General features: G+C 37.9%; 14 protein-coding genes. 7 read left to right on the top strand and 7 right to left on the bottom strand.

From position 1 onward, the window contains the following. Positions 1-285: 285 nt before the first annotated feature. From FHK89_RS06160 to FHK89_RS06150, 3 genes are all read right to left on the bottom strand, one after another. A complete protein-coding gene (locus FHK89_RS06160) occupies positions 286-2289 on the bottom strand; it encodes a sensor histidine kinase (protein WP_230658024.1) in 2004 nt (667 codons plus the stop codon). Positions 2290-2330: 41 nt separating this feature from the next. Continuing rightward, a complete protein-coding gene (locus tag FHK89_RS06155; RefSeq protein ID WP_230658021.1) occupies positions 2331-3053 on the bottom strand; it encodes a response regulator transcription factor in 723 nt (240 codons plus the stop codon). Between the two features lie 314 nt (positions 3054-3367). Continuing rightward, positions 3368-4711, bottom strand: a complete 1344-nt coding sequence (locus FHK89_RS06150; protein WP_230658018.1) for an efflux RND transporter periplasmic adaptor subunit — start codon at positions 4709-4711, stop codon at positions 3368-3370. 680 nt (positions 4712-5391) lie between these two features. Between FHK89_RS06150 and pilG the strand changes: the two genes are divergently transcribed. From pilG to FHK89_RS06115, 7 genes are all read left to right on the top strand, one after another. Continuing rightward, entirely contained in the window at positions 5392-5769 is a 378-nt protein-coding gene (pilG, locus tag FHK89_RS06145; RefSeq protein ID WP_329958693.1) for a twitching motility response regulator PilG, read from the top strand. 385 nt (positions 5770-6154) lie between these two features. After that, complete coding sequence (locus FHK89_RS06140) at positions 6155-6520, top strand: response regulator (RefSeq protein ID WP_230658012.1); 366 nt, start codon at positions 6155-6157, stop codon at positions 6518-6520. Positions 6521-6534: 14 nt separating this feature from the next. After that, complete coding sequence (locus tag FHK89_RS06135) at positions 6535-7065, top strand: chemotaxis protein CheW (protein WP_230658010.1); 531 nt, start codon at positions 6535-6537, stop codon at positions 7063-7065. A 467-nt stretch (positions 7066-7532) separates the two neighbouring features. Further along, positions 7533-9599: a methyl-accepting chemotaxis protein gene (locus FHK89_RS14945; protein WP_329958692.1), complete on the top strand. Its 2067-nt coding sequence runs from the start codon at positions 7533-7535 to the stop codon at positions 9597-9599. A gap of 443 nt (positions 9600-10042) precedes the next feature. Further along, positions 10043-17323 carry an Hpt domain-containing protein gene (locus tag FHK89_RS06125; RefSeq protein ID WP_230658008.1) on the top strand — a complete coding sequence of 2427 codons (7281 nt, stop codon included), beginning with the start codon at positions 10043-10045 and terminating at the stop codon, positions 17321-17323. A gap of 35 nt (positions 17324-17358) precedes the next feature. Then, complete coding sequence (locus tag FHK89_RS06120) at positions 17359-17823, top strand: hypothetical protein (RefSeq protein WP_230658006.1); 465 nt, start codon at positions 17359-17361, stop codon at positions 17821-17823. 78 nt (positions 17824-17901) lie between these two features. After that, positions 17902-18492: a cytochrome b gene (locus FHK89_RS06115; RefSeq protein WP_230658003.1), complete on the top strand. Its 591-nt coding sequence runs from the start codon at positions 17902-17904 to the stop codon at positions 18490-18492. 99 nt (positions 18493-18591) lie between these two features. On the opposite strand, the gene minE is transcribed toward FHK89_RS06115, so the two are convergent. The 4 genes from minE to FHK89_RS06095 all read right to left on the bottom strand — a co-directional run bounded on the left by minE (position 18592) and on the right by FHK89_RS06095 (position 22228). Next, entirely contained in the window at positions 18592-18879 is a 288-nt protein-coding gene (gene minE, locus FHK89_RS06110; RefSeq protein WP_230658000.1) for a cell division topological specificity factor MinE, read from the bottom strand. A 3-nt stretch (positions 18880-18882) separates the two neighbouring features. Continuing rightward, on the bottom strand, positions 18883-19695 hold the full coding sequence (gene minD, locus FHK89_RS06105) for a septum site-determining protein MinD (RefSeq protein WP_230657997.1): 813 nt from the start codon (positions 19693-19695) through the stop codon (positions 18883-18885). A 370-nt stretch (positions 19696-20065) separates the two neighbouring features. Beyond that, entirely contained in the window at positions 20066-20821 is a 756-nt protein-coding gene (gene minC, locus FHK89_RS06100) for a septum site-determining protein MinC (RefSeq protein WP_230657995.1), read from the bottom strand. 348 nt (positions 20822-21169) lie between these two features. After that, positions 21170-22228: a hypothetical protein gene (locus FHK89_RS06095; protein WP_230657993.1), complete on the bottom strand. Its 1059-nt coding sequence runs from the start codon at positions 22226-22228 to the stop codon at positions 21170-21172. Positions 22229-22239 lie beyond the last annotated feature (11 nt).

Below are 22239 nucleotides of genomic sequence, written 5' to 3'. Positions count from 1 at the left end.
CGAGCATAGCTCTTGTCTTGTACTACAAGCACAGCTTTTCGTCTTGCATCGCTAAAATAGTCCACTGGACTATTTATTAACGCTCTCCAGGGGCGAAACAGTGTTTCGCTATATTCCTCCTCAGGGGGAGGAACTGGTTTTTAAGTCCTCCCCTTACTTCAAGGGGAGGATATGGGAGGGGTCATATATGATTTTATAAAATAAAGTTGAGAGTGGGGTATAAGTATGCTAAAAGATGAGTGTTAAATATAAAATATAATTGTGGTGTTAAATTTATTTACGCGGTTATTTATTATTGGCGTCATGAGAGGTGGTCGTTGGTAAAATGGCTAAAAAACGAGTGTGCCCATCTACTGTATCGGTGAGTATTTTACCTTGATGTGCTTCGATGATTTGTGATACTAAAGATAGTCCTAGTCCCGATCCCTTTTTTTGTTGTTGTAAACGTACAAAAGGGCTAAAGATATCTTGACGTTTGTCCTCAGGAATACCGCTACCTTGATCAATCACTGCTAAAACAGCATAAACAGGCGTTTGCGTCTTACTTTTCTTTGAGCGTTTTGCAAATGGGTTATCAGGTAATAAATTGCCACGATTGGGCTTATCTGTCTTGGTGGATTTATCTTGAGTGGTTGGTTCAGTACTGAAGGTACTTAATGATGTTTGTGATTGCGGTGCTTTCTCTGACTGTTTGGCTTGTTGTGCTACCTCATGCTCAATTTCTTGTAGTGCAAGATCAGCAATCTGATGAATATCAAGTATAACGCCAGCTTGTTCTTTGAATTTTGTTATATCAATAGCAACAAAGCTGAATTGTGACAGATCTAGTGGCAAATTATCATTGGTATTATTTGGCGATAATACAGCTAATTTATTGGGTGTCATGACAGTATCACAATCATTGGTATCGTATTGAGTCACTGTTTCATACTCGGCATTCTTAGCACTATTGACATTATTGGTAACGTGCTCAGCCTCAGTAGCTGCCGTTGGTGTAGTTAGTGGTATTGGTAAAGTAGTTATCTCTGGTTGCTCATCACTGATGGAACGGCTGGTGTGGCTATCTTGTGGTGGTGTTATATCTATGATGGGTTGTTCATAAATATGCTCAGGGGCAGTCAATGCGTCAGATAGTGACATCGCACCATAGACGTGTACTTCAATGGGTGGCGTACCATGAATCATCGCATTATTAAGTAAATTACGAATCAAATGTATGAGCAGCTTAGGTTGTCCAAGCATCACCACATGTTCACCAAACAATGTGGCCTCACTATAATGTTGTGTTTCTTGTTTTACCAGATCAAACAGATCAAGTTTTTCTACTTGTTCTAAAGCATGCCCTGCATCCAAACGACTGACCAATAAAATGCTCTCAACCAGATCATTAAGCCCTGTCAGATCTCGGTTAATGGCTTGTGCTCGTTTATCAAATTTGGTTTTGGTGGTCTCTGGTAGCTGCTGTGCTAGCATATCCATCATTTCGACTTGTAGACGAATACGGGTGATGGGGGTGCGTAGCTCATGTGAAGCGTGTGCCAATAAAAGGTTATTAGCACTGATAAGCTGTTCAATTTTTTGCGCAGCTTGGTTAAACCCTTTTGCCAAGCTGGCTATTTCATCTGTACCTTTGACAGGTACACGCACACTAAAATCACCATCACCCAGTTGATTCATTTGTTGGCTCATTTGGTTAATGCGCCATGTCATCGAACGTGCAATCCACCATAATACCAACGTCATAATAATGAGCAGTAATAAAGTGCCAGTAAATAGATTGAGTACAGCAGCAAATTTGGAGCGTTTTAGAGGATGACGGCTTTCATATAATAAAATATAGCCAGTTTGACTATAGGCTCGTACTTGATTATTAGCGGGTGTATCCGCATCGGTGAGAACTGGTAATATTTGCGCTATCCAAGAAGGCTCTTCTGGTAATTCTTTTGGTAAATCGCTGTTATCAGTTTGTACCAACAAATGCCCTTCAGCATCATACAGACCCATTTTTGCTTGTAGTGATTCATCAAAAATATCAAAGCTTTTTTTTACCACTGCCATCATAAATCGAGCTTTGAGCCGATTTTGTTGGTTTGTGGCAATATTAAGCTCATCTAAAAATGGATCGACTTGGGTCAAAATTTGGTTGGCAAGCACCTGCCAACGAGTGTTGGCAGAGTTATCATGAACCAGTTGCGTTAGCATTACCATGGCGATGGCAAACAAGATTAATGTCAGCATCACACTGGCAAAAAGCTTGCTAAACACAGAGTGTAGACCAAGTCTGTGCATTACATCAGTCTGCTATTAACAATGAAACAGGACATCAAGCTTTATACCTGATCGGTGGCAAATTGATAACCCACACCACGAACAGTAATGATGCGTTTGGGTTGGCGTGGATTGTCTTCAATCAAAGCACGAAGTCTTGAGATATGCACATCAATGGCACGGTCAATATTATCTGAGCTGTCATCATTGGGCATGGCTTGCCATAGTTGCTCACGATTTAGCACTTTACCTGCATGCGTTGCAAAGTAATGTAATAACTGAAATTGGTGAGTGGTTAGGCGTACAGGCTGATCATCAATGGTCACCTCATGGCTATCAGGAAACACGCTGAGTCGTCCAAAAGTTAAACTGTCAGAATGGCTGTCTGCTTGGTTTGGTTGTTCATGGCGGCGCAGTACAGCACGGATACGAGCCAATAACTCGCGTGGCTCAAAAGGCTTGGCAATATAGTCATCTGCCCCCATCTCCAGTCCAAGCACTCGATCGGTGGTATCGCCTTTTGCCGTGAGCATGATAATCGGTACTTTATTGGTTTGGCTATTTTTTTTGCCGCGAACTTGCTGACATACTTGCATGCCGTCCATATCTGGCAGCATCAAATCTAAAATAACCAAATCAATGGCACGTTCTTTGGTATCTAATGTATCAAGCCCTTCTTGTCCTGTTGCTGCATGATGAACTTCATAATAATTCATCGAGAGATAGTCGGCAATCAATTCTGCCAAATCAGGATCATCCTCAATTAATAAGATTTGTTTGCTCATAATTCTCTACTCTTGTTGTTAAGTTAGTTGTTAAGTTATTGGTGTTTATCAGTGCAAGTTAAGATTTACCTATTATCATGCCGAATATCTATGTTGCTAGACAATAAGCAAAATGTTACAGCACCTATTTATTTTTATCTTGCTTATTTTTATCTTAAAATAAACTTACATAAATATGGAGTATGTTTGTTCATAACCATTGACATTATACTATAGTCATTTCCAAATAAATCCATCACATTGTCTTGTGCTACTTACTTGTAATTGATACGCTTTTCACTTGGCTGTTTTAAGGCGATTTTATTGACTGATTTTTATTGCAAAGCTACTTTCTTACCCTGTGAATCAAGAGGAAGCTCTGCTACACAAATCAGACTGTCATTATTAATTCCTGATACTAAATACTGCTGGGTATCTGCAAAATAAGCCACAATTTGTACAGGTTGTAACTCTAAACGCTGATCTTGTTTAATCGCCCATACATGTCCCTCAATAGGCGTGGCAGGGCGTGGATGCTTGGCAGTTAACATGCTTAAATCCACATTGTGAATGGCTGCTGCTGGCAAGCGTACCCCCACTTGCATTTGTCCATATTCGATGGTCATGGTTGCTGACATACCTGATTTCAAATGCGACTGACTGATTCGGTTTGGCATGACTGGTGCATGTACAGTGACTATCTGCTGTTCAAGATTTGGAGTAATTTTACTAATTTGTCCTGTAAAAGTGTCATGAGTACTAGGAATGGTAAAGTTGACATTTTGACCAATAGATAATTGTGATTGAGTACTAATTGGTAGCTCACCAATAAGTTGCAACTGGTGTGTATCCGATATTTTCATTAACACCTGTTGTTTTTCTACTGTATGGCTAGAGATTAGCTCACTTATCTTACCAGCAAATGGAGCTTTTATAACAAACTCATTAGTTTGCTGCTTGGATATGATGTCTTCTGTTTTTGTCTTATTGGTCTGAGTACTGTTATTTTCTAAGGTATCCAAATTTTCTACCAAAGTATCCAAATCTTCTTCTAATGTCTCAGTAGTATCACTGATGTCATCGGTTAGCGTATGATTGCTATTTAATGTTGTTGTATTCGCAATATTGCGTTCTCCAATCGATGTAGGCACACGATCATTATAGCCAGTGATGGTGACTTGTTGGTTATTATTAGCTGTATTAGTTGCAGTTGTATTGGTAGCTGTTTCATTGATGGCATCATTTGGATGTGTAACAGTAGCAGATAAACGTAATAAAATTTGTTGCGGTTTCACCCAGTCTCCATCTTCTACCAAAATAGAGGTAATATTACCTGAATCAGGTGCTAATATGGTTGCCTGTGCAATGGGTACAAGCACCCCATATAAGTTAAAGCTGGGTTGATAACGCTCAGGCTGAGTTGACCAGATAACATCTTTCGATAAGATAATTTCATTATCTTCGATAGACACAGTTTGTTGCTTATCTGTTGGCTTTGATGCGTTGTCACAACCAATCAAACTTAGGGTGCTGGCTAGCAGAATCGCTGTTAGCGTATGATGTCCCCTATAATAAGAAGAAGCAGGATTTTTTCTTATATTTTGGACAATATCACCTAACTGACTGGGTGTTTTAGTCACTTGATAATGGATATAAAGAGAAGATAGCCATGACTGCATAATAATCCTTAATGATATTGAACTGATAATTTAGTATAATTTTCTGTGGTGAGGCTATTTTAATAGAGAATGAAACACATAAACCAATCGAGTAAATATTGGCTATTTAATTATTGTGTCGTTTACATTTATTAAACATTATCTCATGTTATGATGAGTCAGTAAGTTGATTTTTTGGATATGACAAGTTTATAGTCAATTGAAGATCATACAGTTATGAGACAGCCAAGCCATATATTTAGTGCTACACATGAGGGTGATAAAGTAACCGTTTTGTCTTGAGTTGCCACTATCATCAGTATTAAGTAGCTAACAGCTAGTTTTTACAGCGTATATCTTATCTCTTATATAGTAGAGTAGTTTTATATTTAAAACAAAAGCACAGTTGCCATGGCATCATTGAGTTATGCTTATTTCAATAAAAATAATGGCTTAATTTGAGTAGCTGATATATGAAATAAGTGGAAAAAATCATGCGTTTGTGCTAAAAATGGCAATAATACATGAACCATAGTACACACAGGCATTTTGTTTGTGAAAAAGACAGGTGAATACTGAGTATTTGTTGCTTTGGCATGAAAAAGCAAGTATATATTTGCCTAACACATACATAAACTTAAAGTCTTATTAAACGATAACTTATTAAACAACAATATTAGCAATGAATTAGGACAATGATGATGGATACGATTTTTACTGGTTTAAAGGTCATGGTAATTGATGACTCTAAAACAATTCGACGTACTGCCGAAAGCTTGCTACAAAAAGAGGGTTGTGAGGTTGTGACAGCAGTGGATGGGTTTGATGCCTTAGCAAAAATAGCAGACACCAATCCTGCGATTATTTTTGTCGACATCATGATGCCACGTCTAGATGGTTATCAGACTTGTGCACTGATTAAGAATAATCCTGAGTATGCCAATACTCCTGTGATCATGCTATCTTCTAAAGATGGCTTGTTTGACAAAGCACGTGGACGCATTGTTGGAGCAGATGAATATTTGACCAAACCTTTTAGCAAAGATGAATTATTTGAGACAATAAAACACTATAAATAATAAATAAAAATAATTTGATACTATCGCTACTTATATGATGGGTATCATACATTTAAATAACCGATAGACTAATTTTATCTTTAATAATATTAGTTTTTGGTGATTTGAGTTATGATGTATGACTTAGACTAAAGTTATATAAAATGAATAGACCCTCTAGGTTTAATAAGTATTTGCTTGATGAATAAACAGTCTATCCTATATTATTAATAATTAATTCACCTGTAAATAGTAGTGGTCACGACATCCCGTGCTTGTGATTTATGTTAGAATATTTGATTTATTATTTTAACTTTTGTATTAAAAGATATTTGAGCCATGATAGGGGCGCGGCAGCTAATATAGCTAAGCAACCTTATCAGTCAATAAAAAAAGGTCTAAGATTATGGTAAAAGTACTCGTTGTCGATGACTCACCCTCAGAGATGGCCAGATTTCGTGAAATACTGGGCAAAAATGATTTTGAGATCATAGAAGCTTCAAATGGAGAGCAAGGTTGTCAGCTTGCTGAAGAGCATTTGCCAGATGTGGTTTTAATGGATGTGGTCATGCCAGAGATGAATGGATTTCAGGCAACTCGCAAAATTACTCGTGGTAAGCAGACATCACATATCCCTGTGGTTATTATCAGCACCAAAAATCAAGAAACAGATCGAGTGTGGGGAAAACGGCAAGGGGCAAAAGATTATCTCACTAAGCCTGTTGACGAAAAAGAACTCATGCAAGTCATTCAATCCGTCATGACGGCTTAGTTTGGAGTAATATTTTGGCATCACGTGGATTTATTGAATTATTGCGTCTGTCCGACTTGGCACAATCACGCACCAGTGGTCGGCATAAAAATAATCAATCACAGTGGCTTGGTGTGGCTTTTGAGGTAGCAGGTCAACGTATGGTCGCCCCGATGGGAGACATCTCCGAGATATTAGTTTCACCTGATATGACTCCAATACCGCTAACTCAATCTTGGATGTTAGGTATTGCTAATATTCGTGGTCGTTTATTGCCTATTACTGATTTGGCAGCTTTCCTCAATTTACAAACCGATAACCTGACATCTGCAAACCGTAAAATCATGGTGATTGATCAACCTGATATTTATTCAGGGCTGTTGGTAGATAAAGTGTTTGGTATTCAACAGTTTAAATTGTCACAGTATGAGCCAGTTTTTCTTCCTGAAGATTCTGCTTTTTTACCCTACAACCATGGACGTTTTAGTAGGGATGATCAACATTGGTATGTATTTATGCCCAATTTATTGATAAAAGACAGTAGATACTTAGAAGCTGCGCTTTAGTGTTGTGATGATTGGTATTTCTTGTTTATAAGTTATTGATAAATTTTATAAATTTAATTTACAAGATAATGATGATATTCTATAACTTATCAAAACAAAAAATAAAGCAATAACGTGTAGTTACTAATTTAGTTTAGATATAAAAAGGATCACCATCAGTAAATCCAGACTCTATGTTTAGATAAATGATAAATAAAGCCACACCCCTAAAACATAGAATATGTGGAGATAAAAAATATAGATATGGGCTATATCAGACTTTATGAGCCATTATGCTTTAACCTAATATTAGAATGAATTGTTCCAATAATTAAAACTTGTATTAAGACATTTATTCTAAAGGCTAAGAAGAAAGTATGTTATGTATAGCTTTCCTTATTTAATTTAACAATCAATTTAATTTTTTTCACAAATAAATTTAAACATCAATATTTTGATAACCTATTGTGTTTTTGAGGACGGATGTCATGAGCCAAGGTATAGCCATAAAAGATGAAAGCAATCAACCCCTATTAAAATCTAACAACAAAAGAAAACGGTGGATAGGGCTGCTATGGCTTTTTTTAATCGTAAGTATTGTGAGTTTGATACTTTTAGTGGTGTATTTAGATAGGATTAATAATTATATTCATAGTGTCTATGAGTTAGATCATTATTCATCACGAATTATTAATGATATTAATGAAGCTGCCTTCACACAAGATTATGAGATGTCTTCTTTAGGATATGAAAACCTACAAAAAGATATTCAAGGTTATGAGCGTGCGCTTTATGAAATGCAACGCTATACTGACGATCCAACGATTTCTAATGATTTATTAGCTCAATGGCAACAAAAAAAACCTGAAGCAGAGGGTTTTTTGAATAATAGAAATAATACCAATATTGTTCAAGACTCTAAACAGCAGTTTAATGAAGCTGCCAGCACCCTACACTCGATATATGCAAGGGCAATTGAGCAGGCAACCGCAGCCAATGCTACTCCAGAACAGATAGCCAGCTTACAAGAACAAATCAAACGAATTGAGCAATTAGGACGAGATTATCAGCAGTTACTTGACAATCCCGAGCAGTCTCCTAGTGGCTTTAATAACCTACGCCAACGCTTTGCTCAAAATTTAAATCAACAAGTTTCACAGATGGGTGGACAAGTCCCTGCCTTACAAGAGGCGGCACAATTATATAACAAAATCATCGAGCCTGTGACAGAAGATATACCCGATCTGCAATCTCCTTCTGTGCAAAGTACAGAGCAAGCAAGAGAGCTGAGTGAGTTTGCTGATAATACACAAAAAAGACTGGCAAGTATCAACCGTAATTTACTTGAACACCCCTATGTCATGGGCTCTGCTTTGGGACTATTATTTGGTGTATTAGGGGTTTTATATTCTTTATTCCGTCTGTATAGATTGCGTGGCAACAGTGAAAAATTATTTATTGAGACAGAGACGTTAAGACAACGTCAAGACATGCAGGTTGAGTCGGAGCGGGCACAGAAAATCCAAGAGGAGAACGAGCGTAACCAAATGGCGATTTTACGTCTTTTGGATGAGCTTGGTGATCTTGCAGAAGGTGACTTAACCGTGAATGCGACGGTATCTGAAGACTTTACTGGTGCGATTGCTGACTCTGTAAACTTTGCGATTGACCAATTGCGTCAGTTGGTACTGGCAATTAATACAACGGCAGTACGAGTGGCGCAATCCTCAGAAGCAACACAGTTGACAGCGATTGAGTTGGCTGAAGCCTCTGAGCAACAAGCACAAGAGATAGCAGGTGTATCTGCTGCGATTAATGAGATGGCCGTTTCTATTGACCAAGTATCTGCCAACGCAGCACAGTCCACCGCAGTTGCGAAACAATCAGTTGCCATTGCTTATAATGGTGCGGAGGTTGTACAACGCTCTATTGAAGGTATGAATACCATTCGTGAGCAGATCCAAGAAACCTCAAAACGTATTAAGCGTTTGGGTGAGTCTTCACAAGAGATTGGTGATATTGTTGGATTGATTAATGATATTGCTGACCAAACAAACGTATTGGCACTAAATGCTGCTATTCAGGCATCGATGGCAGGGGAAGCGGGACGTGGTTTTGCGGTTGTTGCTGATGAGGTACAACGTCTGGCAGAACGTTCAGCTAATGCAACCAAACAGATTGAAACGTTGGTTAAAACCATTCAGGCAGATACCAATGAGGCAGTTATGTCGATGGAATCTACCACCACAGAGGTGGTACGTGGTGCGCGTTTGGCAAAAGATGCTGGTGAGGCATTAGAAGAGGTACAAACTGTTTCAAATACATTGGCAGATCTGATTCAAAACATCTCTGAGGCAGCTCAACAACAGGCGTCCTCTGCTGGACATATTTCTAAAACCATGGATGTCATTCAAGATATTACCTCACAGACTTCATCAGGGACATTGGCAACCGCTCGCTCAGTTGGACAGCTAAATGAAATGGCGGCGGCATTACAAGAGTCTGTATCAGGATTTAAACTTGATGATAGTGAAGAAGAGCTGGAAGCTTTCTAATTTAGTCTAGATTTTAATGAGATTTTTAATACATAAGCGCAAATGATGCAGTGGCAGTGACTGTCAAAAAATCATTGATATCATTGATATTATCGTATTAGGTTTGAGCTGTTAAAGTAAAGTATCTTTAGGATGTTGCAATAATCACAAGTAGTCAACAACAGTACCCAACATTTTATACAGATCACCAGTGATAATAGAACTTATGTGAATCATAACGAATAATAACTATGAAAGGATGCGCTAAAATTGAGAGCCAACATTGCGAGATAGTGAAAAGATACAACTTGGTTAGTATACACACTGTATTTATTGTTGCATTTTGGCTCTTTTTAAGTCCTCGTTATATTCTAATCTCTCCAAACTCCGCCTTTTAGATGGGTAATTTTTGACAGACTCTATAAGTAAACTGTACTTTAATAAAAATTCATTAGGACTGCTCGATGATACAGTATCCCAATACCTTAATCACTACAGAATGGTTAATGCCAAATCTGCAAGAGAACTTACAGAGTTTGCATCAGCGTTGGCGGCAAGCCGATGAGCAAACAGACTTTAATACATTGGTTGTAGACTATTTGAGCTTATCGAGTACATTACAGGTGGCAAGGCTACCTGTATTTTCGCAATTTAGTTTGTCTATTGCTGCCATTGCTAAAGCTTTAGCAGATGACTTATTAGAACACAGCTATATTTATATGGCATTATCGACCAGTGAGTTATTGCTACACGAATTACAGAATTATGTACAGACAGGGACATATCATTATAATTTATTGCAGCATCATTATGACTATATTATACGTCTGTTAACTGAGCATGGTTTTGAGCATACTCAAGGGCAAGGGCTTAAAATACAATGGCATAATTTGCAGGATGGCAATCAGCAAAATACAGATGAAAGTCAGTCCACATTCCTAGCCACTTCTTTGCAACAAAATGATTCCGATCAACAAATTGGCAGTGTCGATGTATTTCGTGGAATAGCTCATTATATCGTACTACCAAACTTAGATCGCTTAGATAAATTAGAAACTTTAACTACCCAGCAATGGGAAGCTTTATCAATAGCTTGGCGTTTTGCCGTCACAAAGCTCTTATCAGAAAATCAAAATAATACGGATCTGTTGTCACAACTGCAGCAAATAGTACACTATTGTTTACGCAATGCATTTACGACACAAGAGTACCTGACTGCTAAGCTTTGGTATCTTAGTGAGCTATGGTTTACAGAATTACAGACAAACGCGCAGCCTGTTCCCTCAAATTATGCCTATCTATTGGCAAATATTGATATTTTAATTGCTGAAAAAAGTCAAGGTAGTGAGCCTAATGTTTCCGAGTTAAACAGCTTAATACTTGATATTTATATTCATCTAAAAAATCTTGATATCTCTCAACATTCTGTAAAACAAGTACTTAATCAGATCAATTTGGGATTGCGGCAAAATGGTGTGTTCTTTTCTAGACTGTTAAGTAAAATTGAACAGCTAATATATGACTTCGAGCAGACAGAAGAAGTTATTGTCATTTTAAAAGAGTTAGATAGGCAGTTGTTACAACGGGGTTGGACAGCCTTTCATGACCAATTTGTTCAGTTGATTGAAGATGTGTCTTTTTGTCTTAATACTGATGAAGACGTATCACAAATCCAGTGGGAGATCGAAAGTCAATTACAGCAGTTATATACAGATGTACTTAATACTTATCAAGCACTTGGAGAAAAAACTGGATTTTCTTCCTATACTTTGATATCCGGTGGTGACAGCCTAATGGCGGTAGATGATATCAATGATTTAGACGGTACGATTGATATTGATATTCAAAGTCATCATGAAATGCTTGATAAAATACGAGATTTTGTCGATCAAATTAAACATGATTTTAGAGAATATGTGCAGCAACATGAGGTACAGTTGTTACCAGAAGCTTCTCAGTTTGAAGTCATCAGTAATGCTTTTGTAGATATTGGATTGCCCAAAGTGGCTGTGATTCCAAAGCAGTACGAACAATTATTTGTCATATTAAAAGAGCGTGAAATATCGCATATCCCTAAAAATATGACAGATGCCATTATTGAAAGTGTGGCAGCGGTAGAGTTGTTTTTAGACTGTTTAGAGCAACAATTCCAGCATGAAGGTCTACTTAAAGTAATCCAAGATAATATTGCCTTTGCTATTCATTTATTGAATGATGACGCAGAAACAGAAACAGAAACAGAAACAGAAACAGAAACAGAAACAGAAACAGAAACAGAAACAGAAACAGAAACAGAAACAGAAACAGAAACAGAAACAGAAACAGAAACATTGCTGAATGCGCCTCAGCAAATAGCGGTGACACCTGTAGAAATGTCATTGCAAAATGATGAGGTAGGTGGTGATGTATCTGAACAAGCAGACATACAACAAGTTGAAGTCCAAGAGCAAGCAACTATACAAGAGCAATCCTCACAAGAGCAATCCTCACAAGAGCAATCTTCAGCGGTTATTGCGGCGTCTGTAGCAACAGATGATCAGCAAGCATTATCACAGCCAGTAGATAGTGAGGCTTTACAAGAGCTTCGTAGTCAGCTTATTGCCGATTCCTTTGATATGGATGAAGACATTCGTGAAATATTTATCGAAGAAGCCGAAGAAGTGCTTGAACAGTTTGATAAATACTTACCTATTTGGCAAAACGACCAAGAAGACTTAGAGGCTTTGACTGAAATTCGCCGAGGTTTTCATACCCTTAAGGGGTCGGGAAGAATGGTTGGCGCGTACAGTGTTGGTGAGATGGCATGGTCGGTAGAAAATTTACTCAATCAGGTATTGGCTCATACCTTACCTGTTAGTGAGACACTGGTTGAGTTTATCAATCAAACCAGACGTTTAATTCCCACTTTGGTCGCTGATTTTACTTCAGAGCAACCTCCTTCTATAGATCCTGCTGTCACCATGCTGCAAGCTCAAAATTTGCAGTCAGGATTACCTATTGACCATGGATTAGGTATCTCTAGCTCAGATAACACACCAGCTAAAGAGAGCACATCTGAAACTGAGACTGTAGCGGTAGGCAATGATGATGGCAACGTAAAAACGGATACTTACCAAGAGAGTAAAGAGACATCTAGTTCTGAGACAGTAATAGATACTCATATCAGTGAGGAGACTACTTTAGATGAGCAGAGTGATTCAAAGCAAACAACAGATGCAACAGAGCAACTAGAAGAATCAGCATCTAAGGTAGCTCAGCAACAAGATGATGTTAATATTCCGCCACGCCTATTGGCATATCTTGAAACGCTACAGACACCTAAAGATGATGCTGAGATGAATGGAGATATGAAAGAGATCTTCATTGAAGAAGCTGAAGAGGTATTAGAGACAATCAATCCTCTTTATGAGCAGTGGAAAACACAGCCAGATGATTTAAGTATATTGACAGAAGTGCGTCGAGGTTTTCATACCTTAAAAGGCTCTGGGCGCATGGTGGGTGCTAATTGTTCTGCCGAATTAGCATGGTCGATTGAAAATATGATGAATAGGATTTTGGATCATAGTATTGAAACCAATCCTGATATACAGTTGTTAGTCGCTGATGTGTTGGCTGCCTATCCTGATTTATTAAACTGTTATAAAAATCAGACAGATTATCCTGATAGCTTACCTATATGGATAGCATGTGCAGAATTTTATAGTAAAAATGATGCGGCAGATTTTAATTATGCTCAGATTAAGCAAAGTTTATATCATGATGACGCTGCCCAAGCTGCCCAAATAGATCAGAGTGATGCAGAAAAAGTCAGTCCTGATACTAAGCTAACAGATGACGTTGATTTGACTGATGAAATCTTGTTATCACTGAAAACTGCAAATGAACGCTTGGCAGAAGTGGCAGAGACAGAAGTGATCAGTAGTTCTGAGGATAATCAGATTAATGAAATTTTCTTAGAAGAAGCATTTGAATTAGTTGATTATATAGAGTCTTTTATTGCTCATCACCAAGATCAAAATACCATCGTTGTTGATGATGATTTTGTACGTGCTTTCCATACTTTGCGTGGTGCTTCAGGAAGTATCTCTTTGCAAGCCATTAGTGATATTAGTACCACAGTTGAACATAGTTTAAAACGGCTACAGCAATATGATGAGACAATGAATGTCAATCATTTGCAAGCCATTACGCAATCTGTACAGTTGATTAAAAAGTATATTATCGATTTTCAAAGCGCAGATGCTGCTCTTAATGCAGATCAACAAATAAACAGCTTAGAAAATACAGATAGTTATCAAGAAGTTGAAGCACTACAAGTCATGTTCAATGAGCTTACAGAGGATGAACAGACACAAGAAGCACCCTTTAGTGTGGCGGATATTTTATCACATGAAATTGATGAGCTTTTAGATGCAGAGTGGGAGCTTGAAGGTCATCTTGCGCAGTCAGATAGTAAACACAAAGCTGAGTACACACAAAGAATTGTGCAGCAGATTGAAAAAATGTCTTCACAAGTCTCAGGCTCGAAAAAGTTTATGACATTATTGACTGCATTAAAAGCAGTTTACCAAAGATTGACGGATGATCCTATACAGGCTGAAGATGAAGAATTAGTCAATGCCCTATTAGCTGGACAAAAGCAGTTGACAGGATTACTGGACTCTATTGCAGGTAGTATGGCTTTGCGATTGGATGAATCAGTAATTGAGCAACTAAATAAATTTGCAGCTTCAGAAGAAAATGAACAAGCACAGCATGCCAGTGATGCTAAAACTGTTTCAGCAGCAGAGTTGCAGCTTGAGCCAATTTCTACCGATAGTGAGCTGCTAAGCATATTCTTGGAAGAAGCCCAAGAGATTGATGCAGAAATACATCAGGTATTTGATGAATGGAAGCAGTCTCCAAGTAATATTGAACCTTTGAAAGTGTTACAACGTCATTTACACACACTCAAAGGTGGTGCTCGTATGGTGGGTATCAGCAGTATGGGGGATGTGACCCATGAAGCTGAAACCATCTACGAACAGTTTGTATCAGGCATATTATCCCCTTCAGATGCATGGGTTAATGTGATGCAAGAAGTTCAGGATATGTTGTCATTACAGCTTGATTATGTCATCAATAATAATCAATCTTTCTTCATTCCTGGCATGGTAGAGCAGTTACATGCGTTATTAAATAAGACCCAAGAGCCTGAATCTTTCCAAGTAGCGATGCCTGTGCTAGAGATTGAGCAAGAAGAAGTAGAGTCACAAGTAGAGCAAGAGCAGCCACAAGAAGAGGGCAAACTTGAACAAGAGAAGTCTGAGGTAACGCAACGATTTGAGCAATTGGTACATGATTCTTGGGATGGTAAGCTCCCTGATACAGAGATGATTACCATATTCTTGCAAGAAGCCCGTAAAATTATTAAGCAAAATATACAAGTGTTGCAAAGTTTTAGAGACAATATAAAAGATACCAATGTATTTGAGTCCATGCAGCGCAATTATCATACGATAAAAGGTGGGGCACGGATGGTGTCCTCAAACGGCTTGAGTGATTTAGCATATCAGCTAGAAAAAACCAGTGGTAAATTATACAACCGTACGTTACCTCCCAAAAAGATTATTATTGAGCTGATTGTTGCTTGCCATCAATGGCTAGAAAAAGCATTGCAGTTGCTAGAGCACAATGTTAATCCACCTGAGCCACAGCAGTTAATAGAGGCGTTACAACAGTTTAATAAAGATCCTGATGCGTTAACTGAGATACCAGAACAATCATTAGAAACTTATTCAGATATTATTTTGCAATATGAGGAGGAGCAAAGAAGTAAATTACCAAAACATGATATTTCTGAAGTTCCTCCTATGACAGGTAACTTTGAACAGGTTCAAGATAAAGCCATCTTAAATAATGAGATGATTCGTATTTCTGCAGGTCTGATAGAAAGAATGATCAACTTGTCAGGTGAGGCTGCAATCAACCGTGCTCGTATTGATATGGGTGTGAGTAGTTTGACCAATACCATCGAAGAGATGGGAGTGACAGTACAACGTCTGGCCGATCAGCTACGTCGTATGGAGACGGAGCTTGAGGCTCAGATCTTGTCACAAATTGATGAAGAAGATTTATTAAAAGACGAAGGCTTTGATCCTTTGGAGATGGATCAGTATTCTTCATTAAATCAGTTATCAAAATCTTTGACAGAGTCCGCTTCAGATTTACTTGATATTAAAACCACCATGCTCGATAAAACCCGAGATGCTGAGGGTTTATTATTACAGTTATCTCGTACTCAAAATGAGTTGCAAGATAACCTGATGAATTCACGGATGGTACCTTTCTCAAGGTTAGTACCACGTTTGCAGCGTATTGTTCGTCAAACAGCCAACGAGTTAGGTAAGTCTGTTGAATTGACAGTGATTAATGCAGAAGATGAAATAGATAGAACCATACTAGAGCGTATTACTTCACCATTAGAGCATATGATTCGTAATGCAGTGGATCATGGTATAGAAACGCCGCAGATACGTGAGCAAAAAGGCAAAAATCCTACTGGTAATGTGGTTATTGAGATACTGCGTGAAGGTAGTGAAGTTGTTATTAGTTTAAGCGATGATGGTCGTGGTATTGATGTGGATGCGGTACGTAAAAAAGCCATTGATAAAGGTTTGATTGAAAGTAATGATCAGAGTCTCTCTGACCTAGATGTTATTCAGTATATCTTTAACGCTGGATTAACCACTACCAAGAAAGTAACACAAATCTCTGGGCGTGGTGTTGGTATGGACATCGTACAAAATGAGATACGACAGCTTGGTGGTAACGTATCGGTAGACTTAGTAGAAGGAGGCGGTAGTCGCTTTTCTATGCGTGTGCCATTAACCGTAGCAATATCAGATGCTTTGGTGGTACGAGTAGCTGATCGTTATTATGCGATTCCGTTGGTACAAATTGATCGTGTAGTACGTGTTAACCCTGAGCCATTACTTGATTTTTATCGCTCTAAAGAGACTCACTTTGATATAGATGGTAGTGAATATCGTTTACGCTATCTTAATGAGTTATTGTTAGGCAGTACATTAAATCAGATGGCTATTACCAATCATGCAAGTTTGCCAGTGATTTTGGTTAAAAACCGTACAGGACAGAATATCGCCATTCAAGTGGATGAAATCTCAGGATCTCGTATAGAAGTGGTGGTGAAATCTTTAGGTAGACAGTTGTCACATACCTCTGGCATTTCATCTGCGACCATCATGGGTGATGGTTCAGTGATGCTCATTTTAGATCTCATCGCATTGATGCGTAATTCATCAACAAGAGCTGCTACCATGAAAGCAGCCTTGACTACCAAGCCGTCTGTACAGACACGCTCGACCATATTTGTGGTGGATGACTCTGTTACTGTGCGTAAAGTGACATCACGTTTATTAGAGCGTCAAGGATATAATGTTCAAGTTGCAAAAGATGGTATTGATGCCATTGAAATTTTACAGGAGTTAGCGCCTGATTTAATCTTACTTGATATCGAGATGCCTCGTATGGATGGTTTTGAGGTGGCGACACAAGTACGCCATGATCCAAGACTAAGAAACATACCTATTATCATGATTACTTCTAGAACAGGTGATAAACATCGCCAGCGTGCTCTAGAAATTGGTGTCAATGATTATATGGGTAAACCATATCAAGAGGCGGAGTTGATTGAAAAAATACAAAGTTTGATAGGAGAAGAGGTTAATCAACAAGATATCTGATTTGCACAATATAATGATGAGAGATTAATAAGATTATGGGAAAAATAAATAAACATACCTTTGAGGCAGTCAGCTTATTGACCTTAAATAAAGGTCAGATTGAGGTGACTGTCATTCCCGCACAAGATCAACCTGATTGGATCGTACCTAGCAATCTGATATTGGAGGTTGTGGAATATACGGATCGAATATGGACATATATATGGCAAGATTGTGATGTGGCTGTTTATCACTTGTTAGAAAAAGACACGCCGCCAACAAAGTTGGTTATTTTGGAAGGCAGTAATGATATTTATAGACTGGCTTTGCAAACCCAAGGAGAGTTGACCCATCGGCAAGTGGGTATCTCACAAGTAAAAGATCTGAGTGCTATAGATATAGATGAATATAGCATTGTCAATAATGATTATATTTTCCAAAAAGTACAGATTGAAGACGATGAATATATTGTGCCTGATTTAGAAGAGTTGGCACACAGGTTAGTTGATTTAGATGGTTAATTCTAGCAAATTATCATGATAAAATAAGGCATTACGGATAGGAGTGTCATAATATCCAATAATTAAGAGAGAATACCGATGCCAGTAAATGATAATCGTAGCCAGCGATCAGGCTCTCAACAAACATCAACAGATAATACCTCTATAGCAATAAATACGGCTAAAGATAAATGGTCGATATCAAGCCGCATTTTTCATTGGGGAAGTGTGGTATTGTTATTCATCACTTGGCTGATGATATTTTTTCGTGATTATGGAGAAGGGTACACCTTTATAAATTTGCATAAAGCTTTTGGTGTTAGCTTGTTGTTGTGGATGTTAGCAAGGTTGTGTAATCGCTTTGTTAGCAAAGATCCAAAGCCTGCTATTATGCCTAATTGGCAAAAAGGAATGGCACACTTTACCCATTTTTCACTATATTTATTATTGATAGCAATGCCTATTGCTGGATTGTTAATGTCTATGTATGGTGGACATGGAGTGAGTATATTTGGTTTATTTGAAATTCCAACGTTGGTTGAGACCAATCGCAGTACAGCAAGATTCTTTAATGACATACATGTGGATATTATTTGGCCACTAATAGTATTATTTACAGGGATACATATTGCGGGAGCTTTGTATCATCAATTTGTACAAAAAGATAACTTAATAAATCGTATGAAGTAGCTGTATTTTATTGTGTGATAATAAATAAAGGTTGGTAATTTTTACCAACCTTTATTGGTCTAAGTCTAAAAGAATTAAGACTAAAAATATAATATGAACTTAGCGACGATGATCTGGTAAGTTAATGTTCATCTCCAGCACATCTAGGCTGTCTTCATGGCGATGATGAATATTAACATCATCAATTTGCACACCATTAACATATTTATTGACCACCTCTAGTATTTCTCGTTTCATTTTTTCGATACGATCAGCAGTAAGGCGGTTATTTAAGCGATTTTCGCTCGCAACGATGACTTTCAGGCGTTCAGTTGCCGTATGTGCACTCCCAGATTCTTGTTCGGAGCTAGAAAATAGATTACTCCAAAATCCTTTTTTTCTAGACATCGTCTAACCTCCAAACCAGCGTTGTAAAAAGCCTTTTCTTTTCACATCAATGTGACGTAAAGGGCGTTCTTCACCAAGGAAGCGAGCAACGATATCATCAAAGCATTGTCCAGCAACTGAGTCAGTAAAATGAATAACAGGCTCTCCTTGGTTGGAGGCTTCAAGTACAGTACGGCTTTCTGGAATCACGCCAAGTAGGGGGACTTTTAGAATGTCATTAGAGATGGTATCAATATCCATCATCTCTTTGGCAGCTGCACGTTCAGCGTTATAGCGATTAATAATCAAGTGCTCACGCACAGAGCCATTGCCTTCTTTTACTTTTTTGGTCCGGCTTTGTAGTATGCCTATGATACGGTCAGAGTCACGCACAGAAGAGATTTCGGGATTGGTAACAATGATGGCTTCATCGGCATGATACATGGCTAGTTGAGCACCACGCTCAATACCTGCGGGTGAATCACAGATAATATAATCAAACTGCTTAGATAGCTCCTCAATGATCTCTGCTACTCCCTCATCCGTCAGCGCATCTTTATCACGTGTCTGACTGGCTGGCAAAATAAATAAGTTATCTAGCTGTTTGTCTTTAACCAATGCTTGATTGAGGCGAGCACTTCCTAATAAGACGTCAACAAAATCATAAACAATACGATTTTCACAGCCCATAATAAGATCAAGGTTGCGTAGCCCGACATCAAAATCAATCACGACTGTTTTGTATCCTCTTAAAGCCAAACCTGCGGCAAAAGACGCACTGGTTGTGGTTTTACCAACGCCGCCTTTACCAGAGGTAACTACAACGATTTTTGCCACAATGGACTACTCCTATTCATGTATTATGTAAATTTAATAAATATTGATAAATAATATGACAACCATTAATACAACTTAAGTGAATGTTTATATTAGCAGTGTGGCTTATTTAGTTTAGATACTGGTTATATCTTTTGTCTCACTCAATATTACCAATAAAAACTTCACCCATAATTAAAGACAGTATCTTTTTGTACATTAATGTTTGTATTTTGATTGAACTTAAATTAAGTTAAAAAATAATTGCGCTAGATTAGCATACTCAGAATAAAAGTGACAGTATGATGAAAATTAAGCATTGAAAAAAATATTAAATACATCCCTTAGTAACCAGACTTAAACTAAATTAATAACAATAGATGGTCATGGATCATGAATTATTCATGACAGTAAATATTAGCCCTTCTCCCTCTTTAAAACTAACTTGTACGGCTTTATCTATGACATTTTCAGGAATATTATCAGCCAAACAATAAGTTCCTGCCACAGAAACTAAAGAGGGATTAAAGCGTTGACAGAAGATACGGGCATTTTTATCCCCTGTTGCACCTGCTACCAGTCTTCCTTGTGCTCGACCATAGATATGTAAGCTGTTATCAGTAATAACTTCAGCGCCATTATTGACACAATTGGTTAAGATTAGGTCACCGCCTACATGGTTGATGCTTTGTCCAGAGCGCAGCATTTGATCATAGATCAGCGTGGTCATTTCATCAGAAACCAAACTGACCTCCTGCTGCTTGGCATCAGATGCTTCACTAGGCTGATTATTTTTGGCGACTGTCGTTGACTCTGTTTTTTTGATGGGACGGATACGTTCAATGCGTTTACCATCTGTAGGAAAAACAGCCAGTCGCATCTGTTTTGCTTGTTGATCGAGCACCCCTTGTATGACACCGATGGGTTGTAAACCCCATGACCAAAGTAAATCTACTACAGCAGATAAGTCTTGTGGTATATCACTGTCTATGACGATTGGAATTTGACTGGTTTTATTACTTAGCAACTCTGCTAAAGCAGTATCAATGGCGTTAAGATCATCAGTGATTAGCTTTATACGTGAAAAAGTGAGCATTTTGCCATATAAAGTGAGGGCAGAATTCGTATTTGAATGATCAGCGGTCATGGAAGCTATCCTCTAAAAAATAAGCAATAAAAGAGAGTGCTTATATATGGTGGTTCAATAGGGTTATGTAGTTAGATTATCGGCAGTAGCAGTATATTTTTTTATTTTTAACACATACTCATATTGATTTTTGTTTGTATTGTAAGTCATGTTTAATATATTGCTGTTACTATGATTAATCATTATCAAAGTGATTATGCCATTTGAGTTTTTAGTTGAGTGAATATTGTTAATTGCACTTATTATTTGAGTCCAAGCCATTAATTAACTTTAAGCCATACTTATAAAGTTAAATCTATAAAGTTATTTAATTAATTTTAAATCAACTGTAAGTAGCCATAAGTATCCCTATAGGCTAAATTCTTCATGTAGCTTCCATTGTTGTACTTTAACTTGTTGCTCAAATGCGGTCAAACCTTCTTCCGCCAATAAAAGAATTAAATCTTCTAATTGAGTAAAATCAACGTCCGTATTGGTCAAAATCTTGGTGATGGTGTCGGTGATATTCTCAACCACTTGTGGGTGAGTTAAGCGTTCAGTTAAGGCTGTGACCACATTTTCACCCACTTGTTGAGCGATGGTCTGTATTTGCGATTCAATGAGGCTACCTGCAATAGGAATCATATGAGTATAGCGATGAATCTCAGGTGTATTGGTAATGGCTTGCTGTATGGCGACGCCGACTTGATATGCCACGGTTTGGCTAATTTGTTGGGTGTTGTGTTGATTGATGGCTAAGTTTTGGTTGATAAAATCAGTCATGGTTTGGGCAATGATGTCTTGATTTTTACTAACAATTTTACCTAAGAGTTGGTGACTATCTGCTTCACTGTGCATCTGCTGTCTAAGATGACCTGTTGCGGTTAGAATGACTCGATCAGCGATTTCTTCTAATACTATATCATAATATAGCTTACCTTTTTGTATCCAACTATCAGGGATGATTTGGTAGCCAAGTTGATGCATACGTCTAACAATAACAATGGCTCGCAGCAGTCTTAAGGCTCTTAGCTGTGGAAAACAACCCAAAACTTCATACCAATGTACAAAGGGGAAGAAAAACCAGCGTAAATATTGCTTTTTGCTTACTGCTATTATCCAGCGTATGATTAACTCACTAATTAAAAATAGAGTAAAAATGCCACCAGCAATGCGAAGTTTGGGATGAATAACTGCGATATAGTATTGCAGAGGATGACTAAAATGTAACCACTGGGTTAGATGTAAAATAAAGTCACTCATCAATACTAAGTCAATGACCATGATAATAAGGTCAATAACAATCGCAAACAACATGGCAATGTCATAAAATAATTTGGCTTTGCTTGGTGGCGAACTGGTATGAAAAGTAGGCTGTTTTATGGCTGTTTGTGTATTAGTGGTATCATTTTTATAAGAGGCAGTCATAAATAAATCCT

The sequence above is a fragment of the Psychrobacter sp. I-STPA10 genome (assembly GCF_021012795.1).
GTDB lineage: Bacteria > Pseudomonadota > Gammaproteobacteria > Pseudomonadales > Moraxellaceae > Psychrobacter.
Note: the sequence above shows the minus strand (reverse complement) of the source record. Positions and strands in the feature narration are given on the sequence as shown.